Origin of the sequence: Hungatella sp. SB206, from assembly GCF_051132295.1 — a bacterium.
GTDB lineage: Bacteria > Bacillota > Clostridia > Lachnospirales > Lachnospiraceae > Hungatella > Hungatella effluvii.
In genome coordinates this window covers 129212-150214 of sequence record NZ_CP096603.1, presented here as the reverse complement: position 1 = coordinate 150214, position 21003 = coordinate 129212, and the positions used below count along the sequence as shown (strand labels likewise).

The window sequence follows — 21003 nt, the reverse complement described above, 5'->3', positions numbered from 1 at the left end:
AGTATTTCTCCCTTTTTTTATTTAAATCGTCTTAAAGTAGACCTGATACGACTCGTGGCAGATACTGCTGAGCGGAACAAATTTAATCTCCTGGTACTGCAGCGAGATCTCTCCCTCCGCCTTCACAAGCTGCTCTAAGGCTCCTTCTCTATCGAATGGTAATTCCAGAAAATTTACCGAATCGGTCAATGCCGCCAGTACATAAGGTCCATACGTGAGGCTGGCGGTATGGGGATCATCCGGCGTCCGCTCCAGATTCACCCAACACGCAAACCGGATCTCTGCCCTCATGCTGCCGCTTCCATCGTATCCAATCTGAATATATCCGGCCTCATCAGACGGGGCCTTCACGGCTGCCCCGTCAATCTCCAGCTGATACGATCCGCCGCACCAGTACGGAACTCTTATTTTCAGCACTGTGCTTTTATTTCCCTGTACCTCCACAGAGATATGGCCCGGGTCCGCCGAATTCGTCGTCTGCCTGATCGTAATACCTGCGGCTTCCAGAACCGACGGAATAAACAGATTAACATAAATTGAGTCTGCATCGTGGTAATAAATACTGTCAATATATTTGAAATGGCTCTCCAGCCCGGTTCCGTGACAGCAGGAATTCTCATCCTCAAAATCCTTATGAAATCCAGGTGCCAGCGGCATAAAGTAGGTGCTGGCCCCCGTCGCTCCGTGTTCACAGGAAGCGGCGATATGGTTGAAGACCGTTCTCTCATAATAATCCATATAGAGGGCCGAGGGCTGGTACTGGTACAGTTCCTTCGTCAGCTTCAGCATATTATAGGAAGCGCAGCTCTCCGCCGTATTCTTGGTCAGAAGACCAGCAACCGTTCCTTCCTCATGGAACATCTCCCCCTCACCGGTACCGCCGATGGTATAGATATGAGCGCCGGTCACCGCTTCCCAGAAGAAACGGGCGATATCCCGGTAATACGTCTCCCCGCCTGCCTCAAATATCTTCATGCAGCCTACCATCTGGGGAATGTGCTGGTTCGCATGAAGTCCATCCAGCGCGTCTACGTTCTTTGCCATGGGGTAAAACAGCCTGTCGTTGTTAAACAGCTTCGCAGCCTCCAAATGCTCCGGCTTTGCTGTGTGTATGTATAATCGGGCCATGGCGTCGTTCATGCCGCCGAACTCACCTGCAATATAGAGACTCCACATACGGTTCAGCTGGGCGTGGGGTACCTTTGACAGCCTCTCGTACACCCAGTCTCCCAGATCTCCGGCAATAGTGAGTGCCTCGTCACAGCCCGCAAATTCGTAGCAGTCCAGGAGTCCGGCGAGAATCTTATGGAGTGTATAATAGGGAGCCCAGATCTCCGGATAGCGCACCAGCTGTTCCAGACGGTCAAACTGTTCTTCTCCATAACCGCTTAAAAAGCCTTTGTGGCAACCCTTTTTCTCGTGCAGGGCAGTCTGACATTCCCGAAGCGCGTGCACCATATACTCTGCTTTTCCCCGGATCACCGGGCTGCCGGTCGCCCGGTAACACAGGGCCAGCCCCGATAAATAGTGGCCCGTGGTATGTCCCCTTAAGTTGCTGTCAGGAGCATCCCATCCGATCATCTCCGGCGCCCCCTTCTTATTCAGTCCCGCAGCATCCCGGAAATTATAAAGCATCTGGTCGTCATTGACCTGAAGCAGAAACTCTAAAAACCACTCCTGCGCCTGATAAAACGGGCTTCCTTCGATTAAATAAACCCGGCCGTCCGAACAGTCTCTGACAATTGGTACAGGATTTACTGTCTCCGCCTCCAGCGTTTCCACAACCTCTATTCCGGCAGTCACAGGAACCGTGGTTCCTGATATAAAGCCGTGTTCCTCCACGAATCCGGTTTTCTCATAGACAGCTTCTCCATGATTGTTCCACTCTACCGCGTGGGAAATGGTCTTGCCGTCTTCCGTCACCACCACCGCCACAGACGGCAGATAGTAAGTCTGTCCCTTTGGAGCCTTTTCCTTGATTGGATATACCTTTGCAATCCTGATCCAGTTTTCCTCCTCCAGCACGCGCACGTCAAAGCAGCGCTCCGCCTCCGCGTCTCCGCACGTGATCACTGCCGTAAGTTTGATCGTCCTGGTGCCCATGCCGAATTTGGGGCGGGTAACCTTTCCTTCCGGAGTGATAATCCTGTCGTGGCCGCTGATCCACCGGATATCGGAACCGTACACTCCCTTTTTCGGAAGTGGCAAATCAAACTCTACGGTCCGGGTATTGCCGATATACAGAGCCTCTCTGTCTTTCTCCACGATTTCTTCTGCCGTCATGATTCCTTTACCTCCTGATATTTCGTTCCGTCGATATCGTATTCATTTCGCACCGTATCCCATGGATACGGAAGCTGCCTCGTCGTATAGAGCTGTGAGAAATATTCGTATGCCCCGGTGTCGTAACGCTTCAGCTCTTCTCTCGTATTGACCGGCCCCCGCACACCGTCCCACGCTCCGTCTTTTCCCTCTTCCATGACGTTAAACCAGATCGTGGTCAGTGTGGCGAAATACTCTTCAAAATTGCTGATTGCATAGCTTCCCGGCCATTTTCCAGCCGCTTTTGTCGCCTCATATACCTCAATGGAACGACAGTACAGCGTCTGATCGGCCAGATTTTTGATACCGATCAGATGAATGGCGTGGGCGAATTCATGAGCCAGAATCAATTCCTGTTTATAACGGGTCTGATGCGGTCCTTCGAGCACTCTTAAGATGTTGGCCTCTGAGATAGACGTGACCGGATTTTTATCGATACCACCGTAGCCCTCGACCGGCCGGTTCATGTACAGGCAGCCCGCGCGGTGCTCCGGTATATCGTATGCGTCTTCATCCAGTGCGTAGATCGCCAGCTCCGCATGAAGCTCCCTCATTCGGTCCGCTGTCTCAGGCAGCTTCTCCAGCAGAATATCAATCATCTGAGCCGCAGCCTCATGAGCATCTGCCTTATATTCCACCCAGGCGGTAAGAGTGTCTGAGTATTTGATATGGGATTCTTCTTTCAGGAATTCCTTTTTCAGGCGTTCCTCTCCCCCAATTTCTCTTGCCAGCGTTACCGTAGTTCGTCTCTTCGCCGGTTCATGCACAGTACCGACATCCCATTCGTCATCGTCTTTCCGTTCGTAAAGCTCCAGTTCTGTTCCATCTCTGTACACATGGAAAACCATGTTTTTTTCTTTGCCGGATACCGGCTCTTTCCCCCAGTAAAATTCAATATGCCTGCTGTCAATCCGCCGCACACGTTCAATGGGAAGCACACATTCTTCTCTCATTGCCGTTCCCCTCCATACCTTCCCGAAACATCAGAGTATAATCAAATCCCGTGTAATATTAGGTGTCAGACACTCCGCTCCGTCACCCGTGATCAGGTAATCATCTTCAATCCGCACGCCGCAGATGCCCTGTACGTAGATTCCCGGCTCCAGCGTATGTACCACATTACTTTCCATCCGATACTCATTTCTCGAAGACAGGAACGGGTTCTCATGAATATCCAGACCGAAGCCGTGTCCCGGTCCATGAGGCAGGTGATACCCCGCGCCATTGATAACCGCTTCCACGGCAAGATCCACGTCCCGTGCGCTGACTCCCTCCCTCAGAGTACTTTCCGCCGCCTCCTTGGCTGCCTTCACCGTGTTATAGATCTTCATCATCTCGCCTGACGGTTTCCCCAGCGAAAAAGTTCTCGTGATATCGGAACAGTACGCCTCATATTTACATCCAAAATCAATCGTAACCATGTCTCCCTGCTGGATCGTTCTGTCCGTTAAGCTGGCGTGTGGATTAGCTCCGTTCACCGGGCCGGAAGCGACAATCGTTTCAAACGCCACATCCAGGCTTCCCCGTCTGCGGAATTCATTTTCCAGAATGTTGCGGATCTCCTTCTCGCTCTGTCCGGGCCTGATCTGATTCAGCAGAGCCAGAAATGACTGTTCCGTAATATCGCAGGCTCTGCGGATCAGAACAAGCTCTTCCTCGTCCTTCACCATCCTGGCATCTGAAATATACGGTTTCATGTTCTGGATAGTTCCATGACAATGGCTTTCCAGCTCCAGGTAGTCTGCGTGCGAGATCTGTCCGATATCAATTCGGATTTCCCTGGCTCCAATCTCATCGAGCAGTCTGCCTGCGGTTTCGTAAAGCTTCTGCCCTGACTTGATTAAGACAATCTCAAATCCTTCTGTCTCCTGTTCCGCCTGACTGGTAAACCGTCCATCTGTGATCAGATAATTTCTGCTTTCACTGAGAATAATTACTGCCACTCCGGCTTCGCCGCTGAACCCGCTCACATATCGGATATCTGTTCCCTGGGTCACAAGCAGGCTGTCTATCCCATCCTGCCGCATGCTGCCGAGGATTTTCTGTACTCTTAAACCATAATTCATCTTGCTTCCTCCAACTATAATTATGAACTTAATTTCATTATTATGAACACATTGTAATCTCACCTCATACTTTTGTCAATGCATGGCGCAGAAATATTTTATTTTTGAGCAATAGTGCTAATTCTGCAACTTTTTATTTAGGAATAATTACAAAAAAAGATGTAAACGCCGGCCATCGCATACCATACGTTTACATCTTCTCATATCTCATTCATTATTTCGTTTTCTGAAAAACCCAATAGGTAACTACCCGTTTATCCCCCAGATTATAGATTCTGTGTGCCGATTTCTCCGGAATATAGATCGAATCGCCCTCTTCCAGGGTATAGACGCTGTCCTCCACCTCAATGGTCAGGACACCCTCGATCACGGTGCACACTTCCGGGAACAGGTGTCTGGAGACGATTCCCTTCTCCTCCGCTCCCGGATTGATCGTTATAAACTCATAGATCTGCTTGTCATACCCAAAATCCAGTGTTTCAATCGTCATCTTATAGCGGGGGTGGTCAAATACTGACCGCTCATTCTTACGGATGACCGTATGGTGCTGCTTCTCCTTCGTCAAAATCTCAATAATATCGGTCCGCAGCGCCTCCGCCACCCTTTGAAGGCTTTCCACCGTAGGGCTGTTTTTTCCAGTCTCCAGATTGCTTAAAAAGCCCACCGAATAGCCGGTATACTCGGAGAGCTCCCGGATGGTAACTCCCTGTTCTTTTCTTAACCTGCTTATTTTTTCGCCTATTCCATCGAGATTAATGTAGTTCATAAAGCTCCTTTAACATCACATTTCCTGTAAACTATCTGTCTGAACTTTATCTTACTACATCATTTAAAAAATGGAAAGTGTTTTTTCACATTTATGAACAAACGTTTTTTGTTCATCACTCTTTATTGAAGTGCCGCAAACTTTTTATCCAGTTCCGCACAGAATGCATCCACATCAAAACTATTTTTCATTGCATAAGCCTGAAGTGTTTCAAATACCGTATTTTGTGCTTCTGTGGTAAATACCTCCATATTGGGTTCCACATACAGACTGTCACCCTGATATGCATTAATTTCATTTAATGCAGTGATGTCGCTGGTATTATCAATCTGACAGCCAACCAGGCCATGTGCGTGCTCTGCAAAGTATTCAGCAGATTCTTTAGAACATAAATAAGTAAAGAAATCTTTTGCCGCTGCAAGAACTTCTGGATCCTCTGTATTATTATAAACACAGTATGAACTTCCCGGCTTCACTACCATAACTGAACCGGATTCTTCATCTGATGTAGGCCATGCAAACGCACCCAGGTTTACATCCGGATTCAAACTCATAATTCCATCAACTGCCCAGGAACCATTCACGGTCATTGCCGCTTTCCCGGTTGCAACCATATTCATAGCATCGTTCCAGCTTGTTCCAAACGGATCATCTCCCCAGTACGGCTTCAGACTGTAGAACCATTCTGCGCAGTCCTTAAATTCCTGATCCTCAGAAAATGGTATCTCCATAGACATTTTCTGCGTAAACCAGTCAATATTATCTCTGCAGCATTGTACATCTGTCAGAACCATATCGTAATACCGCAGGCACCATAACTCTGAAAATGGTGCCGCAATTGGAGTGACCCCATTCTCCAACAGGACCTTACAAACCTCCTGTAATTCTGTCACAGTAGATGGCACCTCTAAGCCATATTTTTCAAATACATCTTTATTATAAAACGTACAGTATGCGTTCTTATCAAAGCATACGCCATATACCTTGCCGTCTACCGAGCTCCGCTCCACGGTTGTTTTGTCATAATTGTCCATGCCCTCCATATCTGTCACATCGGCACAGTATCCGGAATCAACAAATTCAGTAAAAAGTTGATTCCCCAGATCAAATATCATTGGCGCATCTCCACTGGCAATCTTTGTCTTCAGCATTGTATTATACTGATCTGAAGGAAGCAGTTCCACATTGACCTTAATATTGGGATTTGCCTCCTGATATGATTCTACCAGCCAGTTTACCCATTCCTGCTTTCCCTCCTCCTGAAGATGATGCATCCAGGTGAATGTCACGGGCTCCGCGCTTTCTGCCTGTCCGGAAGTCTCTTTCTGCTCAATACTTTGCTTTTCCGTTTCCGGATTCGTCTGTCCCGTTGCCTTGTTTGCTGTGGTATTGCCGCAGCCCGTTGCTGCCATCACTAAACCTAATGCCAGTAATACACAAATTGATGTTTTTTTCATGATCTTCTCCTTCTGTTATCTCCTTTTTTGCAAATAGTTACTTATGATTTTACTGCGCCTGCAGTAATTCCATCAATCAAATACCGCTGCATGAGTATGAAAAACAGCAATACAGGAAGCATACTCATAATCGATGCCGCAAAAGCCATTCCATAGTCCGCAGAAAACTCGCCAAAGAAATAGTACTGCTTTACTGTCAGAGTACGGACCGCGTCTTTCTGTAGTAGAATTAGTGAAATATTAAAATCATTCCAAATCCACATCATATGCAGAGCGGCAACCGTTGAGCTAATTGGCTTCAGCAGTGGAAATACTACTTTAATAAACATCTGGTAGTAATTACAACCATCTAGTGTCGCTGCCTCCTCCAATTCCAACGGGATTGATTTAGCAAATCCAATGTACAAAAATGTTGCATAAGCAACACTGTATCCCACCTCCATCATTACAACCCCGTGAAGTGTATTGAGCAGTCCCAGTGTCTTAAACATCTTATAAACCGGTATCATCAGAATCTGAAACGGAATCATCAGCGATGCCAGATAGACTTTCTCCATGATACCTATAGATTTATGCTTCTTTCCATTTCTTGCTATGGTATATCCGCCTAACGAAGCAAAAAGGACAATCATAATCACTGAGGGAAAGGTAACCAGTATACTGTTGCGAATGGAGCGAAAGAAATTACTTTTTAAAATTCCTTCCACATAATTATTCAGATATAACTGTCCGGGCAGCTGAAGAATTGATTCTGCAATTTCCATAGGCGTTTTAAAGGAAGTCAGCACTGCAATTCCAATGGGAAACAGGAACAGGAAGCAGCAGCATACAGTCAGCAACAAAAATAGGATTTTATAGATATTTTTTTTATAAAAAACAGACTTCATTATTGCTCAACCTCCCTCCTCCTGAAAAATCCTGATACCACATTGCCTATAAAAATAAGGAACACGGCAAAGATCAATGCCACCGCCTGTCCGTAACCCGCCTTATTATAACTGTACAGGTTTTCATAGATATAAATGGAAATTGTTCTGGATGATCCCCCCGGCCCACCGCCGGTAGCAGATAGCGTCATAGCAAATTCCCGAAGCCAGGATGTAAGTGATAAGGTACAGCAGACGGTAAATGCTGAATTTAAAAACGGCAGAGTAATATTTTTGAACTTGTCCCATGCACTGGCTCCATCCATGGTTGCGGCTTCATACAAATCAGCAGGAACACTTTTCAATCCGGAAAGGTAAATCAGCATGTTAATACCACAGGAATTCCAGATTCCCATCAGTGTAATGGCCGGAATAACCCATGTTATATTTCCGAGAAGGCTCTTTATGTGGAAAAGCTGGGAAAATACCTCTTTATATATAAATCCCCAGACAAATGCCGTTAAAATTGAACTGAAGCAAACCGGTATAAAGAAAAGCAATTTCACTACATTTCCAAATTTTCCGCAATTATGGTTCGCAATCATTGCAAGCCCCAGAGATGCCACATTGCTTCCAATAGTTCCCAATACAGCAAACTTCATAGAGTTTAAAATAGGCTGTAATGCTCTGGGATCCTTTATAAAGTTTGTAAAATTTTTAATTCCTACCCAATTATAATCTGGGGAAATCCCATTCCAGTCTGTAAATGCAATATTCACGCCCATAAAAAAGGGCACGACTACCGAAAAACAAAACGCAAGGAATCCCGGCAATAAAAAGATGTACATCGCGGTCTTTTTCTTATTAAAAAATTTCATACACCTCTCCGTTCTATCATACGTCTACAGATACTGTATCAATCCAGCTTTTACAAATATCCGGATGATTTGTTATCACAGAATCACAGCCCCACTCATAGGCATTTCGCAGTTCCTCCATGGAGTTCACAGTCCAGACATTTACTTTAATTCCGTGGTCTTTACAGTTATCCACCACTTCCTTTGTAAGCCCTCCAATTCCCGGATTATAACACTGGAACCCACTTTTTTTGCAGTAATACCCGGCATTTCCGATTCCATCATTTCCCACAAGCGCTCCCGTAACAACATCCGGTGCCAGTTCTTTACTTCGTATTAACGACAAATGATTAAAAGATGAAATCAGTATTCGCCCTCTTAATCCATGCTTTTTTATTATTTCAATAACCTTTTCCTCTAAATTTTCATAGAAAAATACACTGCTTTTAATTTCCACATTTGTTATCAGCTCTGTGCCTTTTACCCAAGAGCAGTATTCCTCAAAAGTGGGGATTTTCGAGATACCATATTCCTTACGGAAATTATCTATTACCTGAAATTCACAGAGTTCCTGATAGGTAAAATCTCTGATCAGCCCATTTCCATCCGTAACTTCATCTATCGACTCATTATGGATTATCACCAGTTCTCCAACCCTTGTAATCTGTACATCCAGTTCTATTCCGTCACAGCCGGTTTTCTCCGCCTCTTTAAACGCCAGCATTGTATTCTGCGGATATTTACCACTGAATCCCCTATGTGCAAACACTTTCATACTTCCCGCCTTCTTTCTCTTATATAATCCTATATGCTCATGCACATATTATAAAGTGTGCCTGCCATGACTGATATTCGCCTTCCATACGTGGAACAGGAATTCCGGCAGTCATCAGGGCTGCGCCTCCATACAATTTACCTGTAAATTCATCCCGGTAGATACCCTCCGGAGCCAGGCCTTTTAGTTTTACATATTGCGTCGGGGGATTTCCATAAGCCTCCATAGTCACAGTATTAAGCAATGCTTCACTCTGATCCGCGCCGGCAAACTCCCAGGCTGCTAATTCAGTCTCTTCAAACGGGTTAGTCAATCGGTAATAGTTTCCATTATGTATTAAATCCCAGTATTTGTGATACTCCTGAATCTGCTGTCTGACACACTGCTTTTCTTCTTCTGTTATTTTATTCAAATCCAATTCATACCCAAAGCTTCCAGCCATGGCCACTATGCCTCTGGTCTTTATAGAGGTAACTCTTCCTGTCTGATGATTTGGCACCGCTGTAACATGAGCACCCACCGCTGCAATTGGATATCCAAAGGAGGTTCCATATTGAATTCGTATCCGGTTGATGGCATCTGTATTGTCGCTACACCAGATCTGAGGCGTATAGTAAAGCATTCCGGCATCAAACCTGCCTCCTCCTCCACTGCATCCTTCAATAAGGATATACGGATATCTGATGAGTAGTTTTTCCAGGAATGCATAGAGCCCCAGCATGTAATGATAAAGAATTTGGCCCTGATTATTATTATCCCTGGTAGCAGAAAATACATCCGTAATACTGCGGTTCATATCCCATTTGACATATTCAATATTGGCGCTGTCAAGTACTTTAAATACCTGCTCCGTTATATAATCCACAACTTCCTTTCTGGAAAAATCCAGAACCAGCTGGCATCGCCCTCTTACCGGCTTTCTCCCTGGAATTATAAAGGCCCAGTCCGGATGTGCCCGGAATAGATCACTGTCCTCAGATACCATTTCCGGCTCTAACCAAATACCAAACTTCAATCCCAAGCTGTTTACTTTTTTCACCAATTCCCCGAGCGTGCCACCCATTTTCTCTTCATTTACATACCAGTCTCCCAAGCTGCTGGCATCATTGTCCCTTTTACCAAACCAGCCATCGTCCAAAACCAGCATTTCCACCCCGAGGGCCGCCGCCTGTTTTGCAATCTCACATATTTTGTCTCCCGTAAAATTAAAGTATGTAGCCTCCCAGTTGTTAAGCAAAACCGGCCTCGGCTTATTTTTATACTTACCACGGCATAGATGTTCACTGTAAACTCTGTGGTAATTTCCCGAAAGTACGGAAAGTCCCCGGCTGCTGAAGCTCAACACCGCCTCGGGTCCGTAAAAAGACTCTCCTGCCCTCAACTCATAGGAAAATAGCTCATCCTGCAGCCCTAAAACGGCTCTAATTTGATTGTACTGGTCTTTTTCCACCTCACCCTTGAAACCGCCGCTATATACAAAGGACAATCCATAACAATTTCCCATGTCCTCGACAGTTGTTTTATCAGCTATAATCATAAATGGATTGTACTGATGGCTAGAGCTTCCCCTCCTGCTGCCAATGACCTGGGCGCCATGGACAATCGGTGACCGCTGCAAATTCCGCTCCATTGCATGTCTTCCGTAAAATTGAATAAAATCATAGTCTCCATAAAGAAAATCCAGGCATACCGTATAGACTTTTTCGAGTCTTAGAGAGGCTTCCCCCAAATTTACAAGCTTAACCGCCCTAGTAATTATATCGTATTCCGGGAGTACGCTATAAAATAATGTGACTCTGACAAAGCTGATTTGATCTTCCATGCATATCTCCAGAGTTTCTGCCTCATCTTCTTCTGCATAAATCGCTGGAAGGCCAGGCAGCCCATATTTTCCTTTCTTAATTTGAAAACCCTGATAACGAAGATCACAGCTATAGGAACCGTCCTGATTCTGAATAATCAGAGCAGGCGTTCGGAAATCCCCCTGTCCCTGACATGGATATTCCATAGGAAGAACATCCAGGGAATAGGTCCGGTCTGTCCCTGAATCATAAGGATTTCCACTAAACCCACGGTCATAATAAGTCAGTAAATACTTCATCGAACCGGATATACGGCTTCCATAGTATAGATGAAGCAGAAAACCATACTCGTCAATCATCATCTGATACGTTGTATTTAAGGTATGAATAGTAAATATTCCGTTGTCCTTTTGATATTCAATTGCCATATTTTTCTCCTTTACTTTTGATTTATTTCCAATATTTACCACCCATTTCTGCATATTCTCAGCAAAAACAGTCATTATGTTGTTTGTTTTTTGTTAATGTAATGATATCATTGCCATTTCACAGAGTAAATGCTTTGGTTTCGTCAAAAACATACCTTAATGTTGTTTTTCTTCTTCCCTATTGATATATGGCGACATTTAGGTATATAATGCATTTTAGAAGGGAGGTATGCCACCATGAGTGATTCACTGTTTTCTGTTTTTCCAAATGAACGTTTTGTTGATCTGGGTTTATATCAATATGGCTGGGAGCAATGTGATCCTCTCCATTCCTATGGACCTTTTGCCAGAAATCACTATTTGTTTCACTATGTCATTTCCGGTACTGGAACCCTTACCTCAACCAATTCAAAAGGGGAAATTATAGACTACCAAATAAAAAGCGGACAGGGCTTTATGATCTATCCCAAACAGATTAATACTTATTATGCAGATAAACAGCAGCCCTGGGAGTATACCTGGCTGGAATTTGACGGATTGCGCGTAAAAGAAACCTTGGAACTGGCAGGTTTGACCATGGATTCACCTGTCTATCGTCCCAAAGCCAGAGATCTGAGCCTGGAAATGAAAAATGAAATGCTGTATATAGTACATAATTCTTTCCGCTCACCTATTCATCTTATAGGCCACCTATATCTTTTTTTAGATTACCTTACCCTGTCCTCATCCAGCAAAAAGACTGTTAAAGGCGGTAAAGTGCGTGATTTCTACATTCAGGAAGCGTTGTCGTTTATAGAACAAAATTTTCAAAATGAAATTACAGTTGAAGATATTGTCGCCTCATGTAACTTAAACCGCAGTTATTTCAGTAAAATATTTCATGATTCAATCGGTAAAAGCCCACAGGAATTTTTAATCAGTTATCGGATGTCAAAGGCCGCAGAACTTTTAAAAGTTACAGAACTTTCGATCCGTGACATCAGCAATGCTGTGGGATACTCAAACCAACTGCATTTCTCCAGAGCTTTTAAAAATGCCTATGGACTTTCTCCACGGCAGTGGCGGAATGAAAATAAGGTAGTTACGCCCCCGGCAAAGCGCTAAAATGCTGGCCTTATGTTTGGATTCTGAATAAAATATTTTTACATGTTTTAATATTTTATCTGGCAGTGTCTGGTACGCAACAAGGTGAATTGGTATTATGGGGGAAAAGCATGCAGATAGTAAAAAGAAGCGCATACCGCGCAAGATTATATTCCCTAAAGGACCTTACTCCTTTGAGTTCCACAACAAACGGCTCTGTTATCCGCCTCATGGGGATAACAGAGCCGTTTGTTGTCAGAAGCATATTTATGGATTATTATAGCATAAGTTCCAGCTCATTTACTGCCGCCTCTACAGCTTCAGCTCTCCAATAATCTTCTTCAGCTCCTCGGCCGAATACACCAGTTTTCCCATCTCCATTAAATCCAGCGGGATATCCAGCACCTTTTCCGCGCCTTCCTGGCCGACTACCGTCGGAATACTTAAGCAGATATCGTGAAGTCCATAAAGCCCGTCTAAGTACACAGATATTGGCATAATAGAATGTTCATTCCGGATCACAGACTCAGCGATTCTGCAGACCGCCATGGCCACACCGTAGTAGGTGGCACCCTTTTTCTCTATAATCTCGTACGCGCTGTCCCGGACGCTCTGGTAAATGCGGTCCATGGACTCCATATGATCGAAATATCCCCTCAGTTCACAAAAATGATTCAACGGGATCCCCGATACGTTTGCCGCGCTCCACACAGCCAGCTCACTGTCGCCGTGCTCCCCGATAATAAATGCATGAATGCTTCTGCTGTCCACGTCGAGATGGCGGCTCAATAGGTATTTCAGCCTGGCCGTATCCAGAACGGTTCCGGAACCGATGACTTTGTGACTGGGATAACCGGAAAGCTTAAGCGCCACATACGTCATAATATCCACCGGATTGGACACAATGAGCAGCGTCGCCTCCTGATTCTTTTCCACGATTTTCGGTATAATACTCTTATAAATCTCCACATTTTTATGGACCAGATCGAGCCGTGTCTCTCCAGGCTTCTGATTGGCTCCCGCTGTGATGATGATCATGGCACAGTCAGCGATATCCTCATAGCCTCCGGCCTTGATCTCCATAGGCTTCGTAAACGGCAGTCCGTGGCTTAAATCCATCGCCTCCCCTTCCGCCTTCTTTTCATTGGCATCAATCAGAACCAGTTCCGAAAAAATCCCCTTCTGTACAAGGGAAAATGCAATAGATGTTCCTACAAATCCACAGCCGATAATGGCTGCCTTCTGAATATTTATCATGATGAACTCCTCCTTTAACCAGGTTTATTTTATGCTGCTGTCCGGCACGGCATGACTGCACCGCCTCATGAACCGGAAAACAGAGTGCCTTTGCATAATTTACTCAATGGTACCGGCCGTGATATTTCCAGCCATTTCCATCTGGTTACAGTATAGCAGAGTTTATCATACACCGCAATAGTAATAATGATAATTAATATTATTTATTTATCTTGCATTTCCTTTATTTACACAAAAAATGGCAGGACTGCGCAAATGATTGCGAAAGCCCTGCCATAAAATTTATCCTGTCAAAACACTTATCTATAAAAACTTTATCGAACAGAAATCTTCATTCCCGCCTTTACCATACGGAATGCCCGCTCCGCCGCTCCGGCGTACAGCTCTTCCGCCCGTTCCAGCGCCTCATCCAGCCCCATGGCCCCGTTGATGGTGGTGATAATGCTGTCAATCCCGTGATCGAATATCATCTCCGCCTTATCGCCCATACCGCCGACGATGGCAATCGCCGGGATTCTCTTCTTCCGGCAGCGATTGCCGATTCCGCTGGGAACCTTTCCAAAGGCAGACTGCCAGTCGATTCTTCCCTCACCGGTTATGACCAGATCCACACCTTCCAGAAGTTCATCAAAATGAATCAGATCCAGCACGGTCTCGATTCCCGACTTCATCTCCGCCTTAAGGAATACACAGAATGCCGCTCCCAGACCGCCGGCAGCGCCGGAACCCGGAATCTGGTCCACATCGGTACCCATTTTCTCCCGGATCAGGGCCGCGTAGTGAATCATTCCCTGCTCCAGTTCATCTAAGATCTCCGGAGAGCCGCCTTTTTGCTTTCCAAACGTATAGGTCGCTCCGTCAGGACCCGTTAAGGGATTATTTACGTCACACATTATGGTGAACCTCGCATCCTTCACTGCACTGTGAAGTCCGCTGATATCAATGTCCGCCACCCGTGCCAGATCGTTTCCGCATCCGGAAAGCTCCTCTCCGTTCTCGTCCAGGAAACGAATTCCCAGCGCACGCATGGCTCCCATGCCTCCGTCGTTGGTCGCACTGCCGCCGATCGCAATCGTAATATCCCGGCATCCGCGGTCAAGAGCAGTTTTAATCAGTTCACCCGTTCCGTAAGTCGTTGTAACCCTTGGATCTCTTTTATCGACAGGCACCATCGGCAGTCCGGATGCCGCCGCCATCTCGATGACAGCCGCACCGTTCCCCGTCTCGCCGTAACGGCTGACCACCTCTTCCATCAGAGGACCGTGTACGTCTACTTCGTGGATTGATCCGTGAAGCACGGATATGACAGCGTCGATCGTACCTTCCCCGCCGTCGGCCACAGGAATCCCCATGGTCTCGCAGTCCGGGAACACATTCTTCGCAGCCGCGTCCAGAAGCGTTATAATCTGTTCAGAAGACAGTGTCCCTTTAAATGAGTCCGATGCAAATAAAAATTTCATTGTCACCTCTCCTGTCATTGTAATTAGTAAAATACTTCAACCTGTCTCCATTATCTGAATACTACGGATAATAAGAAGATCCAAACCATGGAGGCGATGCCAAGTACGAGTGTACATAACGTCTGTGTCTTATATCCTTGTTCCGGCTCCATCTCACCGAAGTTGGTAACTACCCAGAAGTAAGAGTCATTCGCATGGGAAACCGTCATTGCGCCAGCACCGATTGCCATAACCGCCAGCGCCGCACGTACCGGTGACGCGAGTCCCAGAACGCCCATGAGCGGTGCAAGGATACCGGCCGTAGTCGTGATGGCCACGGTCGAGGAACCCTGTGCCGATTTTAAGATAGCCGCAAGGATGAATGGGAAGAAGATGCCGATGCTTTCCAGTACAGACGCGTTGGAGGTGATATAATCAACCATACTGGTAGAGGAAATCACTTTTCCGAGCACGCCGCCCGCCGCTGTTACAAACAGGATCGGTCCTACTGTCTTTAAGGTATCATTGGTTACTCCGTAGAATTTATCCATCTTACCGGCCTGTGCCATCTGAATGACGCCAAATACGGTACCTACAGCCAGAGCGATAATCGGTGTTCCAAGGAATGTTGAGATATCGAATAAAAATCCGGTCCAGTGAGCCATGGAAGCGATTGAGCCGAGTGCCATAAGAACAATCGGCACAACGATCGGAGCCAGAGCGATAAATCCGCCCGGAAGCTTGCCGTATTCCGCAACCAGCTGCTCGTAGGTCTTCGTTACTTCACTGCTGTCCGCCTCGTCTTTTGCCCGAACCTTCCTGCCGATATATTTCGCATAGAAATAGCCGGCAATGAGCGGAGCGATCGATACGAGAACGCCCATTCCCATAACAAGGAGAAGGTTGTTTCCGATTCCCAGCGTGTTAGCCGCCGCAATTGGTCCCGGTGTCGGCGGAATAAATACGTGGGAAATGTAGAGACCTGCGGATAAGGAAACCGTCATCGCCACGCTGGAAGTCATGGTTCTCTTCACCAACGCCTTACGGATCGGGTTCAAAATTACGAATCCGGAATCACAGAATACAGGGATCGACACGACCCAGCCCATCAGAAGCATAGCCAGCTCCGGCCGCTTCTTGCCAACCAGGCGGATTACCATGTCTGCCAGCTTAAATGCCGCTCCGGTCGCTTCCAGGATGCTTCCGATCAAAGCGCCCAGGATAATAACGATACCAATACTGGTAAATGTGCCGGAGAATCCGGCTCCGATAACATTGGCAATGCCCTGTGTCACACTGCCATCCTCCGCCGTCACATTCACGAGCGGAATACCTGCAATCAGTCCCAGGATCAGAGACACCGTCATAATCGAGAGAAACGGATGAATCTTAAACTTGGAGATTGCCACAATCATAACAATAATTGCGATTACAAAAGCGATAATAAGTGGAAAACCAGTCATACCATGCCCTCCTTAATATTTGTGCACTTTGTCCTTTAAAATGCACGAAACACGTTTTACTATGTATATACTATACAATACTTAAGAAGGCACAGTCAATGTTCCTAAGAACATAAAATTATCACAATTTTTGTTTTCCAGCACATCCGCTTACCATTCTATCTCAACCTTTACATCCTGGAAAAACAGCATTGCCATATAAAAAACCGGAGCGTTGCTGATCAGTCTCACGTCGTAGCCGGTAAGCTCCGCCAGCTTTTTCAGCTTGTACGTCAGCGTATTTTTGTGAATATACAGCGCGTCCGCGGCGGACGTCAGCGATCCTTCCGCGGCGAAGTACGCCTCCAGGATATCGATCCATCCGGACAGCTCCTCATATGTGCAGTTTTGAAACAGCTTATGAATGTAGGCGATCTTCATCTGCTTCGAAATATCACCGGCAAACAGCTCCAGTGTCACCTGGTCATACGACCGGATATTGGAGGAGGAGATTCTCGCCGATCGCCACGCGCGGTTTGCCTGGCTGTATGCCGTCGGTATATCCTCAGACTTTCCGTCGATGCCGATGGCCAGCTTGATATGATACCGCTCCAGAACCATACCGGACAGCCTTTCCGCCAGCTCCCGAATCTGAGTGTCCGCGCACTGTTTGACCAGTATGATCTGGCGCCCTGTATTTCTCAGGATCATGTTGGTGGGAATGTACTCCACCACACTGGAGATATCATTCTCAATCTGCTCGATCAGCTTCTGTCCGTCCGCCGTGGATATATATTTCTCCAGCTTTCTGACGCTGACGACCATCACACGCCGCGGCAGGCTGATATCGATTCCCAGGGTGTACCCCCGCTCCGCCAGCGCCTGGGATTTTAACAGGCCGTTTCCCAGAATCCAGTCCTCCAGAAAACGGCTGACAACTCTGGTCTTCAGACGTTTCTCATCCTGTTCCGAATTCTCACGAATCAGGATCTCCACCATCTTCTTAACAATTCTTCCGTAATCCTTTACCTGCTCATAGCCGCCGGTAATACCGATGACCCCGACACACTCTCCCATATGGATAATCGGAAGATTTAACCCAACACGGGTGGAGTTGGTCGCGCATTCTGGAGTTATGTAAAGCTCAGGAAGCTTCTCCCCGATCACTCTCACAGCGCCTTCATGCAGATGGCCGATCCGCGACTTATCCGTACTCGCGATGATTACCCCGTTTTTGTCCATCATATTGATGTTCTGATGGACGATGCCGCCGATATCATTTACTATGGCCTGCGCGCTGTGCCTCGTAAGCTCCAGTCCGTGCATGCCGGACAAATTCTCATTTTCCATAAGCCGCCCCGTTCCGTTGTCACGTTCTGAGTCCGTAGATATCCTCCAGCATTTCCCTTAACTGATCGACCGTCTGCCCCGCATCCCTGCCCGTTTCATCCACGGTAATGTCCGCGTATCTCTCATAATAAGGCACACGCTCCTTGTAGAGATCCCGCAGCGTCATCCCATCCTTCAGCACGACGCCGCGGTCCACCAGATTGCCCAGCCTGGCTTCCACCGCCTCATAGCTGAGCTTTAAATAGACCACCGTGCTGATCTTTTTTAAATGTTCCATGGCTTCTTTCCCATAGATCACGCTGCCGCCCGGCGCTATGATGCTTTTATGTACGGAAAGGCCGGCATTTATCCGGTTTTCCACCTCCATGAAGCCGCCAAGCCCCTCTTCGGCTATGATCTCCTTTAACAGACGGCCTTCCTTTTCCTGTATCACGATGTCCACGTCCACGAAGGAGTAGCCGAGACGTTTGGCAAGAAGAACACCCACCGTGCTCTTTCCCGAAGCCGGCATACCGATCAGTGTGATATTGTCCAGTTTCTGCATTATTTGTGCTTCCTTCCTTTCTTCTTCACCGAATACCCGAAGCTCCCCAGCTTTTTCCCCAGCTCAAAGTACTCGCCATGAGAGTAAGCCACCAGCCCGGTACTGTTTAAGTGGAATTTCCCGTTTTCATCCATGAACTTCTCGTTTACGGAGACGCCCACCACTTCCGCCAGGAACAAATCATGAGTCCCCAGTTTCTTCACTTCCGTCACGCGACACTCCAGATTCACAGGACTCTCCCCGATCCCCGGCGCCTTCACAAATTTTGAGGGCGACGGTGTCAGCTTCATATCTTTATATTTATCTGTGTCCCGTCCGGATTTCACACCGCAGTAATCCGCGGCGTACACCAGATCCTTCGTAACCAGATTCACCACAAATTCCTTCGTCTCCATCAGGATTGCATGGGAATACCGTTCCGGCCGGACGGAGATGGACAGCATGGCCGGAGAAGAACAGATTGTTCCCGCCCACGCGACCGTAATAATATTGGGCTTTTCGCCTTCCCGCCCGCAGCTTACCATAACCGCGGGAACCGGATACAGCATATTGCCCGGTTTAAAGTATTGTCTCGCCATCATAATTCCTTTCTGTACTAGGCCTGAACTGCCAGCATGATTCCCGGAATCAGCTGTTTCTTCCTGGATACCACGCCCGGAAGGCTGACCACGTGATCCTTAACGCCTGCGCCCTCTTCCGAATACGTCCGGAATGCACCTGCGATCAGCTGCTCGGCTCCCTGGCCCTCACAGAGAAGCTCCGTGGACTCGGTCAAAATATTCGTCAGCATGAAGAACATCATATCCATACCGTGCTCCTCTCTGGCCTTCGCCATGTACGGCAGCATGCGGTCCTTTAACTCTTCCAGTTCACCCGCGTTTAAGGAGCTGATCTGTCCCACGCCAAAGGAAACCTTTCCGACCGAGAACTTCTTGAAATCCTGATAAAAAATCTCCACATCGGTCTTTCCCTTCAGATTGCTCCCCGCAGCAAACATGGAAGCAGCGTACGATTCCACTTCCACCCCGGCGATTTCAGCCAGATGGAGCGCCGCCCTCTTATCCACGTCGGTACAGGTCGGTGACCGGAACAGCAGCGTATCGGAAATGATGGCGCTGCACAGCAGACCGGCGATCCACGGTTCGATCTCCACACGGTTTTCCTGATACATCTGATAGACGATGGTCGCGGTACAGCCCACCGGCTGATTGCGGAAAAATACAGGCGCAATGGTTTCCACCGTTCCCAGTCTGTGGTGATCGATGATTTCCAGAATCTCGGCACTCTCCATGCCTTCCACCGCCTGACTCTTCTCGTTGTGATCCACCAGGATGATGCGTTTGCCCTTGGCACCTAACAGGTTCCGGCGTGAAATCATACCGCGGTATCTGCCATTCTTATCGAGAATAGGGAAATCGCGGTGGCGTTTGCTCGCCATCACGTCCTTGATATCATCAATATAATCGTCCATCTCGAACGTAATCAATGCCTCTGTCTTCATAAAATAGCTGATTGGCATGCTCTGATTGACAAGACGGGCAGCCGTAAAGGTATCATACGGTGTCGTCATAACCGTACATCCGTGCTCCTGCGCCAACTTCTTAATCGTCATGGAGACAGCCGCGCCCTCGCACACGATGATACAGGCGGCGTCCATCTCAATCGCGCAGAGCTGGGATTCATACCGGTTCCCAAGAATGACTAAATCGCCCCTGGATATATAATACTCCATCATATCGGGATTAGCCGCCGCGATGAGAACCTTGCCCTCGTTGAAATACGATGTCTCATCCCCCACGATCATGGCCCCTTCCAGAGTCTCCACGATATTGGCGTACTGCGTATTGGCCTTGGATAAAATGCTGCTGTCATAGACGTTCATATAGGATTTTGCAATATCACCGACTGTGATAAGCCCCTCCAGCAGCCCTTCCTCCGTGACAGCCGGAATGGTGACGACGTTCGCCTCCTGCATAATATTCCATGCCTTCTTTAAGGAAAGGTTCTTCTTCACGCCCGCCGTCTCCCTGATCTCGATATCACGGACCTGCGTTTTGACGTTTTCGATAATCTCCGGGGCCTCCACATTAAAATGCTTTAAAACAAACTGTGTCTCTTCATTAACCGCCCCGGCCCGGCCCGGCTGGTAGTTCTCCCCCGTAACGCACCGTTTTAAGTTGGCATAACAGATGGCCGAACAGATGGAATCCGTGTCCGGATTCTTGTGGCCGATAACAATGGTTTTTCTGCTTATTTTCTCTCCCATGAAGCCTCCTTCTATTTTTCATAATCTGTTTACATGAAGTTCATATTTTATTCACATGTATTTTTTATACTAAATGCATAGGAAATCATTTATGCGAATTGATTATATCGTCAAATTGCACATAGATTTTTCATAATTGCCCCGGTTGCTCGTCGACCGGGGTCTCCTCATTTTTATGGGGATTTTTTTGCGTAACAGGAAAGCGCTCCCGGGAAGGTACTTTTACTGCCCGCGTGTTCATTATAGCATAGAATTTCATGAAAATCACAGGAATTCCTCCATC

At 47.0% G+C, this 21003-nt stretch carries 17 protein-coding genes; 1 reads left to right on the top strand and 16 read right to left on the bottom strand.

Annotation, left to right across the window (positions count from 1 at the left end):
* Positions 1-21: 21 nt before the first annotated feature.
* The 9 genes from M1L66_RS00690 to M1L66_RS00650 form a co-directional block, all read right to left on the bottom strand.
* The gene (locus M1L66_RS00690; RefSeq protein WP_434690235.1) at positions 22-2283 is read right to left on the bottom strand and encodes a beta-L-arabinofuranosidase domain-containing protein; all 2262 of its coding nucleotides are present in this window, start codon (positions 2281-2283) and stop codon (positions 22-24) included.
* Entirely contained in the window at positions 2280-3275 is a 996-nt protein-coding gene (locus tag M1L66_RS00685) for a hypothetical protein (RefSeq protein WP_434690232.1), read from the bottom strand. Before M1L66_RS00685 ends, M1L66_RS00690 begins: the two co-directional genes overlap by 4 nt.
* A gap of 30 nt (positions 3276-3305) precedes the next feature.
* Positions 3306-4388, bottom strand: a complete 1083-nt coding sequence (locus M1L66_RS00680) for a M24 family metallopeptidase (protein WP_434690229.1) — start codon at positions 4386-4388, stop codon at positions 3306-3308.
* A gap of 214 nt (positions 4389-4602) precedes the next feature.
* Positions 4603-5154: a helix-turn-helix domain-containing protein gene (locus tag M1L66_RS00675; RefSeq protein WP_434690226.1), complete on the bottom strand. Its 552-nt coding sequence runs from the start codon at positions 5152-5154 to the stop codon at positions 4603-4605.
* Between the two features lie 122 nt (positions 5155-5276).
* A complete protein-coding gene (locus M1L66_RS00670; RefSeq protein WP_434690224.1) occupies positions 5277-6611 on the bottom strand; it encodes an ABC transporter substrate-binding protein in 1335 nt (444 codons plus the stop codon).
* A gap of 41 nt (positions 6612-6652) precedes the next feature.
* Positions 6653-7498: a carbohydrate ABC transporter permease gene (locus M1L66_RS00665; RefSeq protein WP_434690222.1), complete on the bottom strand. Its 846-nt coding sequence runs from the start codon at positions 7496-7498 to the stop codon at positions 6653-6655.
* On the bottom strand, positions 7498-8262 hold the full coding sequence (locus M1L66_RS00660) for a carbohydrate ABC transporter permease (protein ID WP_434690219.1): 765 nt from the start codon (positions 8260-8262) through the stop codon (positions 7498-7500). The genes M1L66_RS00665 and M1L66_RS00660 overlap by 1 nt, the downstream gene beginning before the upstream one ends.
* Before the next feature lie 109 nt (positions 8263-8371).
* Positions 8372-9109 carry a glycerophosphodiester phosphodiesterase gene (locus M1L66_RS00655; protein ID WP_434690216.1) on the bottom strand — a complete coding sequence of 246 codons (738 nt, stop codon included), beginning with the start codon at positions 9107-9109 and terminating at the stop codon, positions 8372-8374.
* A 37-nt stretch (positions 9110-9146) separates the two neighbouring features.
* Positions 9147-11339 carry an alpha-galactosidase gene (locus tag M1L66_RS00650; RefSeq protein ID WP_434690213.1) on the bottom strand — a complete coding sequence of 731 codons (2193 nt, stop codon included), beginning with the start codon at positions 11337-11339 and terminating at the stop codon, positions 9147-9149.
* 237 nt (positions 11340-11576) lie between these two features.
* On the opposite strand from M1L66_RS00650, the gene M1L66_RS00645 reads away from it, so the two are divergent.
* Complete coding sequence (locus tag M1L66_RS00645) at positions 11577-12443, top strand: AraC family transcriptional regulator (protein ID WP_434690210.1); 867 nt, start codon at positions 11577-11579, stop codon at positions 12441-12443.
* A 291-nt stretch (positions 12444-12734) separates the two neighbouring features.
* Here the strand turns inward: M1L66_RS00645 and M1L66_RS00640 are convergent, their stop codons facing one another.
* The 7 genes from M1L66_RS00640 to M1L66_RS00610 form a co-directional block, all read right to left on the bottom strand.
* Entirely contained in the window at positions 12735-13679 is a 945-nt protein-coding gene (locus M1L66_RS00640) for an L-lactate dehydrogenase (protein WP_002605530.1), read from the bottom strand.
* A gap of 314 nt (positions 13680-13993) precedes the next feature.
* Positions 13994-15139, bottom strand: coding sequence for a glycerate kinase family protein (locus M1L66_RS00635; RefSeq protein WP_187023528.1), 1146 nt, complete (start codon positions 15137-15139; stop codon positions 13994-13996).
* A gap of 50 nt (positions 15140-15189) precedes the next feature.
* Complete coding sequence (locus M1L66_RS00630) at positions 15190-16581, bottom strand: GntP family permease (protein WP_187023527.1); 1392 nt, start codon at positions 16579-16581, stop codon at positions 15190-15192.
* Between the two features lie 150 nt (positions 16582-16731).
* Positions 16732-17910: a CdaR family transcriptional regulator gene (locus M1L66_RS00625; RefSeq protein WP_187023526.1), complete on the bottom strand. Its 1179-nt coding sequence runs from the start codon at positions 17908-17910 to the stop codon at positions 16732-16734.
* Positions 17911-17929: 19 nt separating this feature from the next.
* Complete coding sequence (locus tag M1L66_RS00620) at positions 17930-18454, bottom strand: shikimate kinase (RefSeq protein ID WP_187023525.1); 525 nt, start codon at positions 18452-18454, stop codon at positions 17930-17932.
* Positions 18454-19032 carry a flavin reductase family protein gene (locus M1L66_RS00615; protein ID WP_187023588.1) on the bottom strand — a complete coding sequence of 193 codons (579 nt, stop codon included), beginning with the start codon at positions 19030-19032 and terminating at the stop codon, positions 18454-18456. Before M1L66_RS00615 ends, M1L66_RS00620 begins: the two co-directional genes overlap by 1 nt.
* 17 nt (positions 19033-19049) lie before the next feature.
* The gene (locus M1L66_RS00610; protein ID WP_187023524.1) at positions 19050-20720 is read right to left on the bottom strand and encodes a putative manganese-dependent inorganic diphosphatase; all 1671 of its coding nucleotides are present in this window, start codon (positions 20718-20720) and stop codon (positions 19050-19052) included.
* Between the last annotated feature and the right edge of the window lie 283 nt (positions 20721-21003).